Here is a 13,228-nt window from a genome sequence, read left to right as displayed (position 1 = left end):
GCTGGCCGGGGCGCCCGCGCGGTGGGGCGTGGCGCGGGTCGGCCCCCCGCCTCCCCGGCCCACACCACCCCGCGAGGCCGCGTCGTCTCGCCGGCTCCCCCGCGCGAGGCCGCGTCGTCTCGCCGGCCGACCGCCCGCGAGGTCGCGTCGGTCGTTCGCGCCTCATTCCCCGGCGATCACGCTTTTCGATCGTCGGGGGATCAGGCGCGAACGACCGACTTCCGGGCGACCGAGCCGCCGTCTGCGGAGCAGCGGCCATCCAACACCGAGCAGCGGCCATTCAACTCAATACTCGGATTCGTACAGCTCGGCGAGCCGCGCGTGCAGTTCGGTGGAGTCCGGCAGGGTCTTGCCGTCCAGCGTGTGCACGCGGGTGATCTTGCGGACGCTCGACACCAGGAGCACGGCGTCCGCCGAGTACAGCTCCTCCACCTCGACGGGCCGCACCTCCACCGCCCAGCCGTCGCGCCCGGCGGCCCGGAACAGCGCGGCCTGCGTCGTGCCGGGCAGGATGCCCAGCTCGGCGGGCGGCGTGGTCAGGGTGCGACCGCGGGCCATGACCAGCGTGGACGTGGGTCCTTCCAGGACCGAGCCGGACGAGGTGGTGAACACGACCTCGGCCGCGCCGCGCCGCTCGGCCTCGCGCAACGCGGCCATGTTCACCGCGTACGACAGCGACTTGGCCCCGAGCAGCAGCCACGGCGCGCGGTCCATCAAGCCGGGCTCGATGCCCCGGTCGAGGGTCACCGCGGCGATGCCCTCGGCCCGCTGGAGCATCACCTTCGGCGCGATGTCCATGCCCAGCGCGAACCCGGTGGGCGTGCCGTCGCCGCCCTCGACCCCGCGCGTGTAGACGAGCTTGAGCGCGATCTCCGCGCCGCCCGTCCAGTTGTCGAGCACGAGGCCGACGGCGCGCTCGAACGCGGCCCGGTCCGGCTCCGGCAGGTCCAGCATGGCCGCCGAGCGGGCCAGGCGGTCCAGGTGGGGGTCGAGTTCCCGGGGCTTGCCGTCGACGACGAGGATCGTCTCGAAGACGCCGTCCCCGCGCATCAGGCCGAAGTCGTCGACCCGGATCAGCGGGGCGTCGGGGTCGGCCAGGGTTCCGTCCAGCAGTGCGAGCACGCGCATACCGTGAGACTACTCACGGCCTACCATCGGGTTCGTGGACACCGCCAGCGCTCCCAAGGCCCTGCGCAAGACGCTGCACGAACGCGGCATGCGGATGACGCCCCAGCGGCAGCTCGTCCTGGACGCCGTGCGCGAGCTGGAGCACGCCACACCCGAGCAGATCTGCCAGCGCGTGCAGGTCACCGCGCCCACGGTGAACATCACCACGGTCTACCGCACGCTCGACCTGCTGGACCGGCTCGGCCTGGTCCGGCACACCCACCTCGGGCACGGCGCGCCCACCTACTCGGTCCAGGAGCACGAGCACGTGCACCTGGTGTGCCACCGGTGCGGCCACGTGGACGAGGTGCCGTGCGAGCTGCTCGCACCGCTCGCGGGAACACTGCGGGGGTCGCACGGGTTCGAACTGGACGCGAGCCACCTCGCGCTGTCCGGCACGTGCCGCGAGTGCCTGACCACGAGCGCCCCGAAGGAGTCCCCGTGAGTTCACCGCTGTTGGCCGCGCCGGGCGCGGTCGCGCCGTTCGAGGGCGCCGTGGACCAGGGCGTGCCCTGGCACTTCGGCGACCCGTTCGCCGAGCAGCGCGCCGCGGCCCGGTCAGTGGCCGTCTTCGACCGGTCGAACCGCACCGTGCTCGCGGTGCCGGGCGACGACCGGCTGACCTGGCTGCACTCGCTGACCAGCCAGCACTTCACCGCGCTCGGCGAGGGCGAGGGCACCGAGGCGCTGATCCTGGACGTCCAGGGCCGGGTCGAGCACCACGCCGCGGTTGCGCACGTCGGCGGCGTCGTCTACCTCGACACGGAGGCGTCGCGGGCGGCGGAGCTGCTCGCCTACCTGACCAAGATGGTGTTCTGGTCGAAGGTCGAGCCGCGGGACGCGACGGCCGAGCTGGCGGTGCTGACCGTCGTCGGCCCCGAAGTCCCCGACCTGTTCGCCCGCCTGGACCTGCCGCTGCCCGCCGGCCCTCACGGCGTGGTCGCGCTCGACGGCGGCTTCGCCCGCCGGTCGCCGTGGCCCGGCCCGGACGCGGTCAACCTGGTGGTCCCGCGCGGCGGGATCGCCGACTGGTGGGCGCGGCTCACCGGCGCGGGCGCCCGCCCGGCGGGCACCTGGGCGTTCGAGGCGCTGCGGGTGGAGTCCCTGCGGCCGCGCCTGGGCGTGGACACCGACGAGAAGACCATCCCGCACGAGGTGAACTGGATCGGCGAGGCCGTGCACCTCGACAAGGGCTGCTACCGGGGTCAGGAGACGGTCGCGAAGGTGCACAACGTCGGCCGCCCGCCGCGCCGGATGCTGCTGCTGCACCTGGACGGCACCCGCGAGGTGCGGCCGGAGACCGGCGACCCGGTGCTGGTGGAGGACCGCGTGGTCGGCCGGGTCGGCAGCGTGGCGATGCACCACGAGCTGGGCACGATCGTGTTGGCGCTGGTCAAGCGGTCCGTGCCGGTGGAGACCGAGCTGCTGGTCGGCGCGGAGGACCGCCGCGTGCAGGCGCGGGTCGATCCCGACTCGGTGCCGCCCGACACCCCCGGCCTCGGCCGGGAGGCGGCCCGCAACCTCGGCCGCTGATCGTCCGGTCCGGAAAACCGGGCACCGCGCCTGCCTGCGGTTCCGGGTGCCCGGTCGGGTGCTGACCCGCTGGTCCGAACGGGTTCTGTGTCAGGATCACGGCATGTCCCGACCCGGATCCCACGGCACGCTGCTCACCGTCGCCCCCACCGGGGCCGAGCACGCCAAGGCCGACGTCCCGCAGCTGCCGGTCACCCTGGAGGAGCTGGTCCGCACCGCCCGGGCGTGCGAGCAGGTCGGCGCCGCCATGGTCCACGTGCACATCCGCGGCGCGGACACCAGGCCGACGCTGGACCTCGGGCTGCTGAAGGAGACCGTGGCCGCCCTGCGCGAGCACACGGACCTCGTCGTGCAGCTGTCCACCGGCGGCGCGGTGACCGACCCGGAGGCCGACCGGCTGCGGGTGCTCGACGCCCTGCCCGACTCGGCGTCCTGCACCATGGGCACGGTGAACTTCGGCGACGACGTCTTCCTGAACCGCTGGGAGTTCGTCGTCGCCCTGCACAAGGGGATGCAGGAGCGGGGCATCGTCCCGGAGTACGAGATCTTCGACATCGGCCAGCTCGCGTCGCTGCGGCGGCTGCTGGACCGGCACGGGCTGCCCGCGGGCGGCAAGGTGCACGTCGACCTGGTCATGGGCGTGCCGGGAGGCATGCCCGGCGACGCGGAGACCCTGGTGGCGGCGTTGCGGCTGCTGCCGGAGGGCGCGTCGTTCTCGGCGACGGGCATCGGGCGGACCACCCTGCCGGTGATGCTGACGGCGTTGGCCGCCGGCGGTCACCTGCGGGTCGGCATGGAGGACACGCTGTCGTACGCCAAGGGGCAGCCGGTCCGGGACAACGCGCAACTGGTCGCCCGCGCGGCGGGCCTGGCCAAGATCGCCCAGCGCCCGCCCTTGTCGCCCGCCCAGGCACGTGAGCTGCTCGGCGTGCGCAGTCCGGTACAGGTTTGAGACAACTTTGGAAGCAGGTTTGTGTTGGCGGGTGGACACGAACTACCTCAGGATGAGTACGTGATCGAGGTGCGTCCCGGCGGACGCCGCCGTATCGACCGGGTGCTCGCCCCCGACTACGCCGAGGGGGTCGAGCGGCTGTCGCTCGCCGAGGTGCGGGCGTTGCGCGACGAGGCGGCGCAGGAGGAGACGGACCTGTCGTACCTGCGCAGACTGCTGCACGCGCGGATCGACATCGTGCGGGCCGAGCAGGAGCGGCGGACGTCGGGCGGGTCGGCCGTGGTGGACCAGCTCGCGACGATCCTGGCGTCGAACGCCGTGGGCCCGGCCACCGGTCTCGGTCGGTACCAGACGCAGGAGCCGTCCCGGGCCGAGGCGCACCGGCGGCACGTCGAGGCGCTGGTCTCCGACGTGGACCTGTCGGACGTGAGCGCGCTGTCGGACGACAAGCTCGACCTGGCGCTGCGGGTGTTCGTCGGCGAGGAGTCGTCGGTCTCGGCCCGCAGGCGCGAGGTGCAGGCCGTGGTCGACCTGCTCAACGCCGAGATCGCCGGCCGGTACCAGAGCGGCAGCGCCTCGGTGGACGAGCTGCTGGCCGCCGAGCGCGGCTGGCCGACCAACCCCGGGCGTTCCAAGGAATAGGATCACAGTCCCACTTGGTGAGCCGGCCGCCTAACGTGGCCGGTTGATGGCACAACAACGGTCCGCCTCGCCCGCTTACCGCTGGGTGGTGCTCGCGGTCGGCGCGGTCGCGCAGGGCACCAACGCCGCGGTGTTCCTCGGCCTCCCGGCGATCACGCCGCAGCTGCGCGACCACTTCGGGCTGTCCCTCCCGCAGGTCGGGATGCTGCTCGGCGCGGTCAACCTCGGCACCATGCTCACGCTCGTCCTCTGGGGCGCGGCGGCCGACCGGCGCGGCGAGCGGCTGGTCATGGCCGTCGGCGGGTTCGGCGCGGCCGGGTGCCTCGCGCTGGCCGCGCTCGACGGGCCGGTGGTGGCCGGGCTGGCGCTGGTCGGCGTGGGCCTGTTCGGGGCGAGCGTGAACGCGGCCAGCGGCCGCGCGGTGCTGACCTGGTTCCCCGCCGAACGCCGCGGCTTCGCCATGGGCCTGCGGCAGACCGCGACCCCGCTCGGCGCGGCCCTGGCGGCCGCCGTGCTGCCGGTCGTCGCGCTGGGCGCCGGGGTGCCGGTGGCGTTCCTCGCGCTGGCGGGCCTCACCGGGTTCGTCGCGGTCGCGGTGGCGTTGTGGATCAGGGAGCCGCCGTGGGCCGTGCGGTCCGGTCGGGGACGGCACGGGGTCGTGCTCAAGGACCCGGACCTGGTCCGGCTCAGCACGGCCAGCGGCCTGCTCGTCGTCCCCCAGTTCACCGCCGCCGCGCTCGTGGTCGAGCTGCTGCACGAGCACCGCGGCGTGGCCGTGGGGGCCGCCGCGGCGCTGTTCGCCGCGTCCCAGGTGGCGGGCGGCGCGGGCCGGCTCGTCGTCGGCGTGTGGTCGGACCGGTCGGCCACCCGGGTCGGGCCGCTGAAGGTGCTGAGCGTGCTGATCGCGGCGGGGTTCGCGCTGTGCGCGGCCGTCGTCGAGGCGCCGGTCTGGCTCCTGGCCGCGCTGCTCGTGCCGACGACCGCGCTCGCCCTGTGCTGGAACGGGGTGGCGATCACCGCCGCGGGCGAGCTGGCGCCGCCGGGGCGGACCGGGATCGCGCTCGGCATGCAGAACACGGCCAACTACCTCAGCGCCACCGTGACGCCGCCGCTGGCCGGGTGGGTGGCGGTGACCGCCGGGTGGCCCGCCGCCCTGCTGCTGGCCGCCGCGGCGGCCGTGGCGGCCCGCGTGCTGCTAGCCGTGCCGTTCGCGGCGCGCCAGCTCGCCCCAGAACTCCCGTAGCCGCTCGTAGCGGAGGGCGACCTCCTCGGCGTCGCCGGTCTCCAGCGCGTCCACGATCGCGTTCACGTCCGTCGCCGAGGTGTCCTCCAGCAGGTCCCGGTCGTCGATGAGCTGCACCAGGCCGCCGTAGTCCAGCTCGACCGCCGAGTCCGGCGCGAAGTGGTCGAGCCACCGCCCGGTGTCCGCGAGCACCTTGGCCGGACCGCCCTCGCCGAGGGACCCGGCCACCACGCGGTGCGCCCGCACGATCCGCGCCCGGGCGTCCGACATGGACACCCGCCACGACACCTGGCGCTCCGGGTCGTCGCGGGGCGCCAGCACGATCCGCCGCGCCTCCGGCTCGACCAGGGCGAACCACGGCAGCGGCACGGTCCACGTGGTCGAGATGACGTGCACCGCCCCGCCGGTCAGCTCGGCCATCACCGCCGACGCCCGCGCCCGGATCGCCTCCGGCTCGACCGCCACGGCCTCCTCGCGCAGCGGGCCGGTGGCCGTGGCCAGGAAGCCCACCAGCGCGGCGGCCGAGCGGGCGCGCAGGTCGAGCGGGCAGACCAGGGGTCCCGGGCCGACCTCGCCCGGCACCTCGGCGGGGCTGATGGTCATCACGTCGAACGGCGCGTCGGGGGCGACGCTGCCGTCCGACCGCTCACCGGGCAGGAGGCGGCGCGGCCGGGCGAGCTGTGATCGCAGCCACAGCTCCCGCTCGCGCTCGCCGACGTCCGCACGGCTCAGCGCCCCGCTCTCCAGGGCTTTCCGCACCTGATCCGCCAACGGTGCGTCAAGAGCCGACAGCGGTTCGTACACCCTGAGGTAGGCGACGAACGGTCGAGGCACCCGCGCATCCTCCCACGGTGAGATTTGGCGGTACGTGTCACGCCTACCGCGTCGCGGGGAACCCCTTCGACACGGTACGGTAGTTACCAGGAACTAGTTGTCGAGACGAGTGGGGCCGCCGTTCCCCCGGCCGCCCCCGTCCCTGTGCGAGGGGGTCGAGCCATGGGGCGCGGCCGAGCGAAGGCCAAGCAGACCAAGGTGGCGCGGGAGCTCAAATACAGCTCTCACAACATCGACGTCGACGCCTTGCAACGCGAGCTGTCCGGCGGCGAGTCCGCTGGTGGTCGCCGAAGCGAAGACCGCTTCGACGACCCGTCGGACGACGATTACGACGACTACCGTCGCTGACACAACACCAACACCCGCTGCTGAGGTTGGGCTGCCGGTTTTCCAGGCCGGCAGCCCAACCTTTGCGGCGGGGCCCTAGAACGCCCTGGCGTACTGCCTCGGCGGGTCGACCTGCACCCCGAGCTGGGCTGCCGCGTGCAGCGGCCAGTACGGGTCGCGCAGGAACTCCCGGCCGAGCAGCACCAGGTCGGCCGAGCCGTCGGCGAGGACCTGTTCGGCCTGCCGGGCGTCGGTGATCATGCCGACCGCCCCCGTGGGCACGTCCGCCTTGCGCCGCACGGTCTCGGCGAACGGCACCTGGTAGCCGGGGCCGGTCGGGATGTCCGCCGTGGGCACGTTGCCTCCGGTGGACACGTCGACCGCGTCGGCGCCCAGGGCCGCGAGGTCGCGTGCCAGCACGACGCTGTCCTCCGCGGTCCAGCCGCCCTCGACCCAGTCGGTGGCGGAGATGCGCACGAACACCGGCACGGCCTCGCCCACGGCGTCCCGGACGGCGGCGGTGACCTCGCGCACCAGCCTGGTCCGGTTCTCCAGGGAGCCGCCGTACCCGTCGGTGCGGTGGTTGCTGAGCGGGGACAGGAACTCGTGCAGGAGGTAGCCGTGCGCGGCGTGGACCTCGACCACCCGGAAGCCGGCGGCCACCGCGCGCCGGGCCGCCGCGGCGAAGTCCGCGACCACCCCCGCGATGCCCTCGGCGTCCAGCTCGGCCGGCACCCGGTAGGTCGGGTCGAACGCCTCGACGCTCGGCGCGACGGGCGTCCAGCCGCCGTCCGCGTCCGCGACCCCACCGCGGCGGGACGCGAACGGCGCGTAGGTCGAGCCCTTGCGACCGGCGTGGGCGAGCTGCACCCCGGCCACGGCGCCGTGCGCGTGGACGAAGTCCACGACCGGGCGCCAGGAGTCGATGTGCGCGTCGTCCCACAGGCCGGTGTCCTCGGGCGAGATGCGGCCCACCGCCTGCACCGCGGTCGCCTCGGTGAACACCAGGCCCGCGCCGCCGACCGCGCGCGAGCCGAGGTGCACGAGATGCCACTCGTTCGGGTGGCCGTCCCGGGCCGAGTACTGGCACATGGGGCTGACCGCGATGCGGTTGGGCAGCGTGACGGTGCGGAGGGTCAGCGGGCTGAAGAGCAGGCTCACGGGTGGCTCCTGGATGCGTTCCGGCACTGCGACGGCCCTGCGGCGCGTCATCCGGTCCAAGTCCGCCCGATCGGCCCCTTGTTCCCCGGTGTGGCGGCCGTCCCACCTCGCGGGAGCTGCGCAATTCCATTCGATTCGGTATTGCGCGTGCATTCGCACGTGATCATCAATCACGGGAGCCGGGCAAAACGCCGAACAGAAGAGCGCCAGTTACGCCCATTCGGGTGTACTGTCCGCAGCACGTTCGGGGAGACCATCACTTGCCGCCCGTCGCAGGTCGGCCCATTGGAAGTCCCGCCGGTCACGACAGTAACAGGATCCACATGCTGCCCATGCCGACCACGATGACACAGGATCCAGGGTGGCCCAGCAACAGCCTCCTGGGCCGCCTCCGAGACAACACCCGACAAGAACTGCTGAACATCGGCACGGTCGTGCGGTACACGGCCGACCGCGAGGTCATCGAGCAGGACGCGAAGGACACTCATGTCCTACTGCTGCTCGACGGCGTGGTCAAGGTGCAGACCACGGACGAGACCGGAGACACCGCCCTGCTCGCGATCCGGGTCGCGGGCGACCTGGTCGGCGAGATGGCCGCGCTCGACCAGAAACCGCGCTCGGCCACCGTCGTGACCTGCGGCGACGTGGTCGCGAAGCTGATCACCAGCGGTGAGCTGATGAGCTTCCTGCACCGGCGCAACGACGTGTTCGTCGAATTGATAGGGATGATCAACGACCGGCTGCGCTGGGCCAACCAGCGCAGGCGGGATTTCCTGTCCCACCCGGCCGCCGAACGGGTCGCCCGGGTGCTGGCCGAATTGGTGCAGACCTACGGGCGCGAAGAGGCCCACGGGTGGACGCTCGGAATTCCGCTGACGAAGGTGGAACTCGCCTCGATCGCCGGCATGAAGCCCAGGACGGCCGAGAAGGCGTTCTCCGATCTGCGAAAAGCGGGGGTGGTGGTGAGTCACCTGAGGCGTGACGTGCTGGTGCCGGACCTGGAGGGGCTGCGCAAATTCGCGGGCTTCTGAGCCCGAGACCGCACATCTGCGGTATTCCCGCCGATGCAGTAGTCCACAGTGACTCTGCGCAGTCGTGTGTCCGCAGTGCGTCAGCACCCGTCGAAAGGCCGAACCGATGAGCTTCCAGCGCAGCCTGCTGGTGTGTTGTGACCTGAAGAGCTACGGGTCGGCGGACGACCTGCTCCAACGCGAGCTCCAGGAGCTGCTGGTGCGCAGCCTGGACCGGGCGGGGCAGGCCGCCGGCCTGGACCGCTCGCAGTGGCGGCGGCAGGCCAAGGGCGACGAGGAGTGGGCCGTGCTGCCGGTCGCGACGCCGGAGGGCGACGTCGTGGACCGGTACGTGCGGGCGCTGGACGCCGAGCTGGCCGCCACCAACCGGTACCGGGTGCCGGAGGCCAGGCTCCGGATGCGGATGGCGATCCACTTCGGCGCCACGGTCGAGGGCGCGAACGGCTACCCCGGCCAGGACGCGGTGCTGGTCAGCAGGCTGCTCGACAGCGCGGCCGCGCACGCCGCGCTGGAGCAGTCGTCGGCCGACCTGGTGGTGGTGCTGTCCGACACGCTGTTCACGTCGCTGGTCGCGGCCGGGTACACCACGCTGCGGGCGGAGGACTTCCGGCGCGTGGACGTGCGGGTGAAGACCTTCCACGGCCACGGGTGGATGTGGCTGCCGAGCGGGAACGTGCACGACCTGGTCCTGGAGGACGTCGCGCCCGACGCCCGGCCCGGCGCGGTCGCGGACGCGGCGGACCCGGTGTCGCCGGTGGTCGGGCTGCCTTCGTCGGTGAACCAGAGCGCGGTGGCCACCGGCGGGTCCACGGTGATCCAGGCCGGGCGCGACGCGCACGTGCCGACCCAGAAGGCGGACGTGATCCAGAACTTCGACCGCAACGACCAGCGGGGGTCGCACTTCGGCCCGGTCTACCGCAGGGACGGCGACGAGAGGCCGTGAGGAATTCTCCCGATCACCGGTAGCGAATTTGTTTCGCTTTTCCGGCGGTCGCGTCCGCGCGCGCGGCGGTGATTTCCGCGCGGTGCGCGACCTCCGGCACACCGACCTCCCACCACGCGCCCGCCTCGGTCCACGCGGACGGGTGAGTGCGGATCACGACCACGGCCGGGCGGCGTTGCGCCCGCGCCACCTCCCGGGCCGCGAGGTAGGCGTCGCGGAGCCCGTCGAGGTCGTCCACCGGGAACGCGGCGCAGCCCATCGCGGCGGCGTGCGCGGCGAAGTCGGTGCGCGGCGGTCGGTCGTGCGCGGTGCGGACGTCGGCGTAGAGGTTGTTGAAGCCCGCGCCGCCGTGACCGGTCTGGAGGCGGTGGATCACCGCGTACCCGTCGTTGTCGCAGACCACGGCCACGAAACCGTGCCCGGCGAACGCGGCCGAGAACAGCTCCGAGTTGAGCATCAGGTACGAGCCGTCGCCCACGAGGGTGGTCACCACGCCGTCGGGGCGGGCGATCGCCGCGCCCCACGCGCCGGCCAGCTCGTAGCCCATGCACGAGAAGCCGTACTCGACGTCCATGGTCGCCTCGCCGATCGCGCGCCAGCCGCCGATCAGCTCGCCGGGCAGGCCGCCGGACGCCGTCATGACGTAGTCCTCGGGCGTGGACAGGTCGTTCACCACGCCGACGACCTGCGCGTAGGTCGGCGTGCCGCCGGGGGCGCGCAGGCCGTCGACGTACGCGTCCCACTTGCCCCGCTCCTCCGCCGCCCGCGCGGCCCAGGCCGGGTCGGCCCGCCAGGGGCCGAGCGCGTCGGTCAGCTCGCGCAGGCCCTCGTCCGCGTCGGCGACCAGGGACAACGCGCCGTGCTTCACCGCGTCGAACCGGGCGGTGTTGAGGGAGACGATCCGGGCGTCGGGCGCGAACACCGTCCACGAGGCGGTGGTGAAGTCCTGCAGGCGGGTGCCGGCGGCCAGGACGACGTCGGCCTGCTCGGCGAGGGCGTTGGCCGAGGCGGAGCCGGTGATGCCGAGCGGTCCGGCGTGCAGCGGGTGGTCGTGCGGGACCAGGGTGCGGCCCGCGGTGGTCTCGGCGATCGGGACGGCGTGCCGCTCGGCGAAGCGGATCGCGCGGCCCGCGGCGCGGGAGTACCGGACCCCGCCGCCGAGGACCAGCAGCGGCCGGCGTGCCCGGCGGAGGGTGTCGGCGGCGTCGGCCAGGGCCCTCGTGTCGGGGCGCGGGCGGTGCGGGTGGTGGACGACCGGCTCGAACAGCGCGTCCGGGAAGTCGAACGACTCGGCCTGCACGTCCTGCGGCAGGGCGAGCACCGCGGGGCCGCAGTCCGCCGGGTCGGTGAGCACGCGGGCGACCTGGGGCAGGGCGTTGAGGAGCTGCTCGGGGCGGGTGATCCGGTCGAAGTAGCGGCTGACCGGGCGGAACGCGTCGTTGACCGTGGTCGTCGGGTCGCCGAAGTGCTCGACCTGCTGGAGCACCGGGTCGGGCGCGCGGCTGGTGAACGTGTCGCCGGGCAGCAGGAGGAGCGGCAGGCGGTTGGCGTGGGCGACGCCGGCGGCGGTGACCATGTTCAGCGCGCCGGGGCCGATCGAGGAGGTGGCGACGCCGACCTGGCGGCGGTGCGTGGCCTTGGCGAGGCCGACCGCGGCCAGCGCCATGCCCTGCTCGTTGTGGCCGCGCCAGACGGGCAGGTGCGGCCGGGCCTCTTCGAGGGCGTTGCCGAGGCCGAGCACGTTGCCGTGGCCGAAGATGGCGAAGACGCCCGGGAACAGGGGCGCGGGGGCGCCGTCGGGCAGTTCGGTGCGTTGCGCGCGGAGCCAGCGGACCAGGGCCTGCGCGGTGGTGAGCCTCATCCCACCCGTCCTTCGGCGGTCGTGACCGGGCAGCGGGGGTCGGGTTCCCGGCCCGCCCACGTGTCCCGGACCCAGGTGTGCGCGGGGTCGTCGCAGAACGCCATGGAGCGTTGGGGGCCGGGGCCGGCCAGCACGTTCAGGTAGTACATGGGGTAGCCGGGGGCGGCGACGGACGGCCCGTGGTAGCCGCGGGGGACGAGGAAGACGTCGCCGTCGCGGACGAGGACGTGCTCGTCCCAGTCGTCGGTGTAGGTGCGGTGGAAGCCGAACCCTTCACGCGACGGGGTGATCCGGTCGCGGCCGGCGATGCGGAAGTAGTAGATCTCCTCGTTGACGACGTCGCAGGTGTGGTCGTGCTTGTGCGGCGGGTAGGAGGACCAGTTGCCGTCCGGGGTGATCAGCTCGCAGGCGATGAGCCGGTCGGCGTGGTCCCAGGCGCCGGGGACGCCGAAGTTCGTCACCTGGCGGGTGGCGTTGCCCGCGCCCCGGACCTCGACCGGCACGTCCTCGGCCGGGCCGTACCGGGGGGTGAGCCTGCGGTCGCAGCGGGCCATCGGGAGGGCCACCTCGACGCCGTCCCTGGTGGACAGGGTCGCGCGGGCGGCCTTGGGGAGGTAGGCGAAGTCCGTGACCCGGGTGAAGACCGACTCGCGCCCGTGCAACTCGAACCGCTCGCCGTCGACCTCGACCACGCAGCCGCCGGAAAGGGGGAGCACGAACGCCTCGTAATCACCGGTCTCGATCGTGGTCACTCCACCGGGGTGCAACAGGATCACCCGTAGCCCGGCGTAATCCCATCCGGCGGTCTCGGCGGTCAGCTCGACGGCGTTCTCGCCGACCGACAGCGTGCCCAACGGCCGGTGCAGGCTCATCCCACCACTCCCTCGCACATTTCGCCCGTTTCGTCCCGTTTTGCGCGTGTAGTCGCTCGGCCATCCGATCCCCTCGACCAGGTGAACGCCCACGCCAACGCCATCCGTCCCGGGCCGAGCCGCCACGCCGCCCGCGCGCACCGACCCGACGGCGTCGCCCCCGGACACGAGCGCACCGGCCGCGTCCCGCGTGGACGGCAGCAGCTCGACCATCGCCACCAGCCCGCGTCCGGCCAACGCCGACGCCGTCGCGCTGCTCTCCAGCGCGTCCCGGTTGGGCAGCAGCCGGGCATGTCGTCGGCGGGCCCGGTACGCGCCCCGGGCCGAGCACGCGACCCAGGCTGAGCACGCATCCCGAGCCGAGCACGCACCCAGGCCGAGCATGCACCTCGGGCTGAGCACGCGCCGTAGGTCCAGCCCGCGCGGTAGGCGCGGCGGATGGCGGTTGGGGCGGTGCGTCTGGCGCGCGGCAGGGCTGTCCACTGGCCGTCGGTGATCACCTCGCGCCTCCGTCCGGGGTCGCCGGGGAGGGTGTGGGGATGGTCGGGGATGGCCACGGCGTCGGTGCCGGCGGGGCGCCGGTGCGGGCGCGGGCGTGGGTGCGGATGGGGGTTGAGGCGGGTCGGGGTTGAGGCGGGCGGGGTGTTGGGTGGACGGGCCGG

The 13,228-nt window shown here is 73.6% G+C and carries 13 protein-coding genes; 8 read left to right on the top strand and 5 right to left on the bottom strand.

Annotated elements, in window-relative coordinates; genetic code table 11:
- Window positions 1–285: 285 nt before the first annotated feature.
- On the bottom strand, window positions 286–1,128 hold the full coding sequence (locus tag ACFXGA_RS17130; protein WP_378088838.1) for an aminodeoxychorismate lyase: 843 nt from the start codon (window positions 1,126–1,128) through the stop codon (window positions 286–288).
- Between the two features lie 88 nt (window positions 1,129–1,216).
- On the opposite strand from ACFXGA_RS17130, the gene ACFXGA_RS17125 reads away from it, so the two are divergent.
- The 5 genes from ACFXGA_RS17125 to ACFXGA_RS17105 all read left to right on the top strand — a co-directional run bounded on the left by ACFXGA_RS17125 (window position 1,217) and on the right by ACFXGA_RS17105 (window position 5,537).
- Window positions 1,217–1,612: a Fur family transcriptional regulator gene (locus ACFXGA_RS17125; protein WP_378088882.1), complete on the top strand. Its 396-nt coding sequence runs from the start codon at window positions 1,217–1,219 to the stop codon at window positions 1,610–1,612.
- Window positions 1,609–2,700, top strand: coding sequence for a YgfZ/GcvT domain-containing protein (locus ACFXGA_RS17120; RefSeq protein ID WP_378088836.1), 1,092 nt, complete (start codon window positions 1,609–1,611; stop codon window positions 2,698–2,700). The genes ACFXGA_RS17125 and ACFXGA_RS17120 overlap by 4 nt, the downstream gene beginning before the upstream one ends.
- Window positions 2,701–2,803: 103 nt before the next feature.
- Window positions 2,804–3,652, top strand: coding sequence for a 3-keto-5-aminohexanoate cleavage protein (locus tag ACFXGA_RS17115; protein ID WP_378088835.1), 849 nt, complete (start codon window positions 2,804–2,806; stop codon window positions 3,650–3,652).
- 60 nt (window positions 3,653–3,712) lie between these two features.
- Entirely contained in the window at window positions 3,713–4,294 is a 582-nt protein-coding gene (locus ACFXGA_RS17110; protein ID WP_378088833.1) for an aerial mycelium formation protein, read from the top strand.
- A 46-nt stretch (window positions 4,295–4,340) separates the two neighbouring features.
- Complete coding sequence (locus ACFXGA_RS17105) at window positions 4,341–5,537, top strand: MFS transporter (RefSeq protein ID WP_378088831.1); 1,197 nt, start codon at window positions 4,341–4,343, stop codon at window positions 5,535–5,537.
- Here ACFXGA_RS17105 and ACFXGA_RS17100 read toward each other — a convergent pair.
- Window positions 5,490–6,371 carry a hypothetical protein gene (locus ACFXGA_RS17100; protein ID WP_378088829.1) on the bottom strand — a complete coding sequence of 294 codons (882 nt, stop codon included), beginning with the start codon at window positions 6,369–6,371 and terminating at the stop codon, window positions 5,490–5,492. The two genes, ACFXGA_RS17105 and ACFXGA_RS17100, sit on opposite strands and share 48 nt — an antisense overlap.
- A gap of 162 nt (window positions 6,372–6,533) precedes the next feature.
- Here ACFXGA_RS17100 and ACFXGA_RS17095 point away from each other — a divergent pair, with 162 nt between their 5' ends.
- A complete protein-coding gene (locus ACFXGA_RS17095) occupies window positions 6,534–6,719 on the top strand; it encodes a DUF3073 domain-containing protein (RefSeq protein ID WP_378088827.1) in 186 nt (61 codons plus the stop codon).
- A gap of 75 nt (window positions 6,720–6,794) precedes the next feature.
- Here the strand turns inward: ACFXGA_RS17095 and ACFXGA_RS17090 are convergent, their stop codons facing one another.
- Complete coding sequence (locus tag ACFXGA_RS17090; protein ID WP_378088826.1) at window positions 6,795–7,859, bottom strand: NADH:flavin oxidoreductase/NADH oxidase; 1,065 nt, start codon at window positions 7,857–7,859, stop codon at window positions 6,795–6,797.
- A 344-nt stretch (window positions 7,860–8,203) separates the two neighbouring features.
- Between ACFXGA_RS17090 and ACFXGA_RS17085 the strand changes: the two genes are divergently transcribed.
- Window positions 8,204–8,890, top strand: a complete 687-nt coding sequence (locus ACFXGA_RS17085; protein WP_378088824.1) for a Crp/Fnr family transcriptional regulator — start codon at window positions 8,204–8,206, stop codon at window positions 8,888–8,890.
- A gap of 106 nt (window positions 8,891–8,996) precedes the next feature.
- On the top strand, window positions 8,997–9,833 hold the full coding sequence (locus ACFXGA_RS17080; RefSeq protein ID WP_378088822.1) for a hypothetical protein: 837 nt from the start codon (window positions 8,997–8,999) through the stop codon (window positions 9,831–9,833).
- A 13-nt stretch (window positions 9,834–9,846) separates the two neighbouring features.
- Here the strand turns inward: ACFXGA_RS17080 and iolD are convergent, their stop codons facing one another.
- Together iolD and iolB are read right to left on the bottom strand one after the other, a co-directional pair.
- Window positions 9,847–11,694 (bottom strand): 3D-(3,5/4)-trihydroxycyclohexane-1,2-dione acylhydrolase (decyclizing), encoded by a 1,848-nt coding sequence (iolD, locus tag ACFXGA_RS17075; protein ID WP_378088820.1) that lies wholly within the window; start codon window positions 11,692–11,694, stop codon window positions 9,847–9,849.
- On the bottom strand, window positions 11,691–12,566 hold the full coding sequence (gene iolB, locus ACFXGA_RS17070) for a 5-deoxy-glucuronate isomerase (protein ID WP_378088818.1): 876 nt from the start codon (window positions 12,564–12,566) through the stop codon (window positions 11,691–11,693). The genes iolD and iolB overlap by 4 nt, the downstream gene beginning before the upstream one ends.
- Window positions 12,567–13,228: the final 662 nt, after the last annotated feature.

Source organism: Actinosynnema sp. NPDC059335 (assembly GCF_042752395.1).
Lineage (GTDB): Bacteria > Actinomycetota > Actinomycetes > Mycobacteriales > Pseudonocardiaceae > Actinosynnema.
This window is presented reverse-complemented; position numbering and strand designations above follow the sequence as displayed.

Excerpts from the sequence above, each read along its gene's own strand:
- ACFXGA_RS17085 (WP_378088824.1), top strand. The coding sequence starts at position 8,204 with ATGACACAGGATCCAGGGTGGCCCAGCAACAGCCTCCTGGGCCGCCTC.
- ACFXGA_RS17105 (WP_378088831.1), top strand. The coding sequence starts at position 4,341 with ATGGCACAACAACGGTCCGCCTCGCCCGCTTACCGCTGGGTGGTGCTC.
- iolD (WP_378088820.1), bottom strand. The coding sequence starts at position 11,694 with ATGAGGCTCACCACCGCGCAGGCCCTGGTCCGCTGGCTCCGCGCGCAA.
- iolB (WP_378088818.1), bottom strand. The coding sequence starts at position 12,566 with ATGAGCCTGCACCGGCCGTTGGGCACGCTGTCGGTCGGCGAGAACGCC.
- ACFXGA_RS17095 (WP_378088827.1), top strand. The coding sequence starts at position 6,534 with ATGGGGCGCGGCCGAGCGAAGGCCAAGCAGACCAAGGTGGCGCGGGAG.
- ACFXGA_RS17115 (WP_378088835.1), top strand. The coding sequence starts at position 2,804 with ATGTCCCGACCCGGATCCCACGGCACGCTGCTCACCGTCGCCCCCACC.
- ACFXGA_RS17125 (WP_378088882.1), top strand. The coding sequence starts at position 1,217 with ATGCGGATGACGCCCCAGCGGCAGCTCGTCCTGGACGCCGTGCGCGAG.
- ACFXGA_RS17080 (WP_378088822.1), top strand. The coding sequence starts at position 8,997 with ATGAGCTTCCAGCGCAGCCTGCTGGTGTGTTGTGACCTGAAGAGCTAC.
- ACFXGA_RS17130 (WP_378088838.1), bottom strand. The coding sequence starts at position 1,128 with ATGCGCGTGCTCGCACTGCTGGACGGAACCCTGGCCGACCCCGACGCC.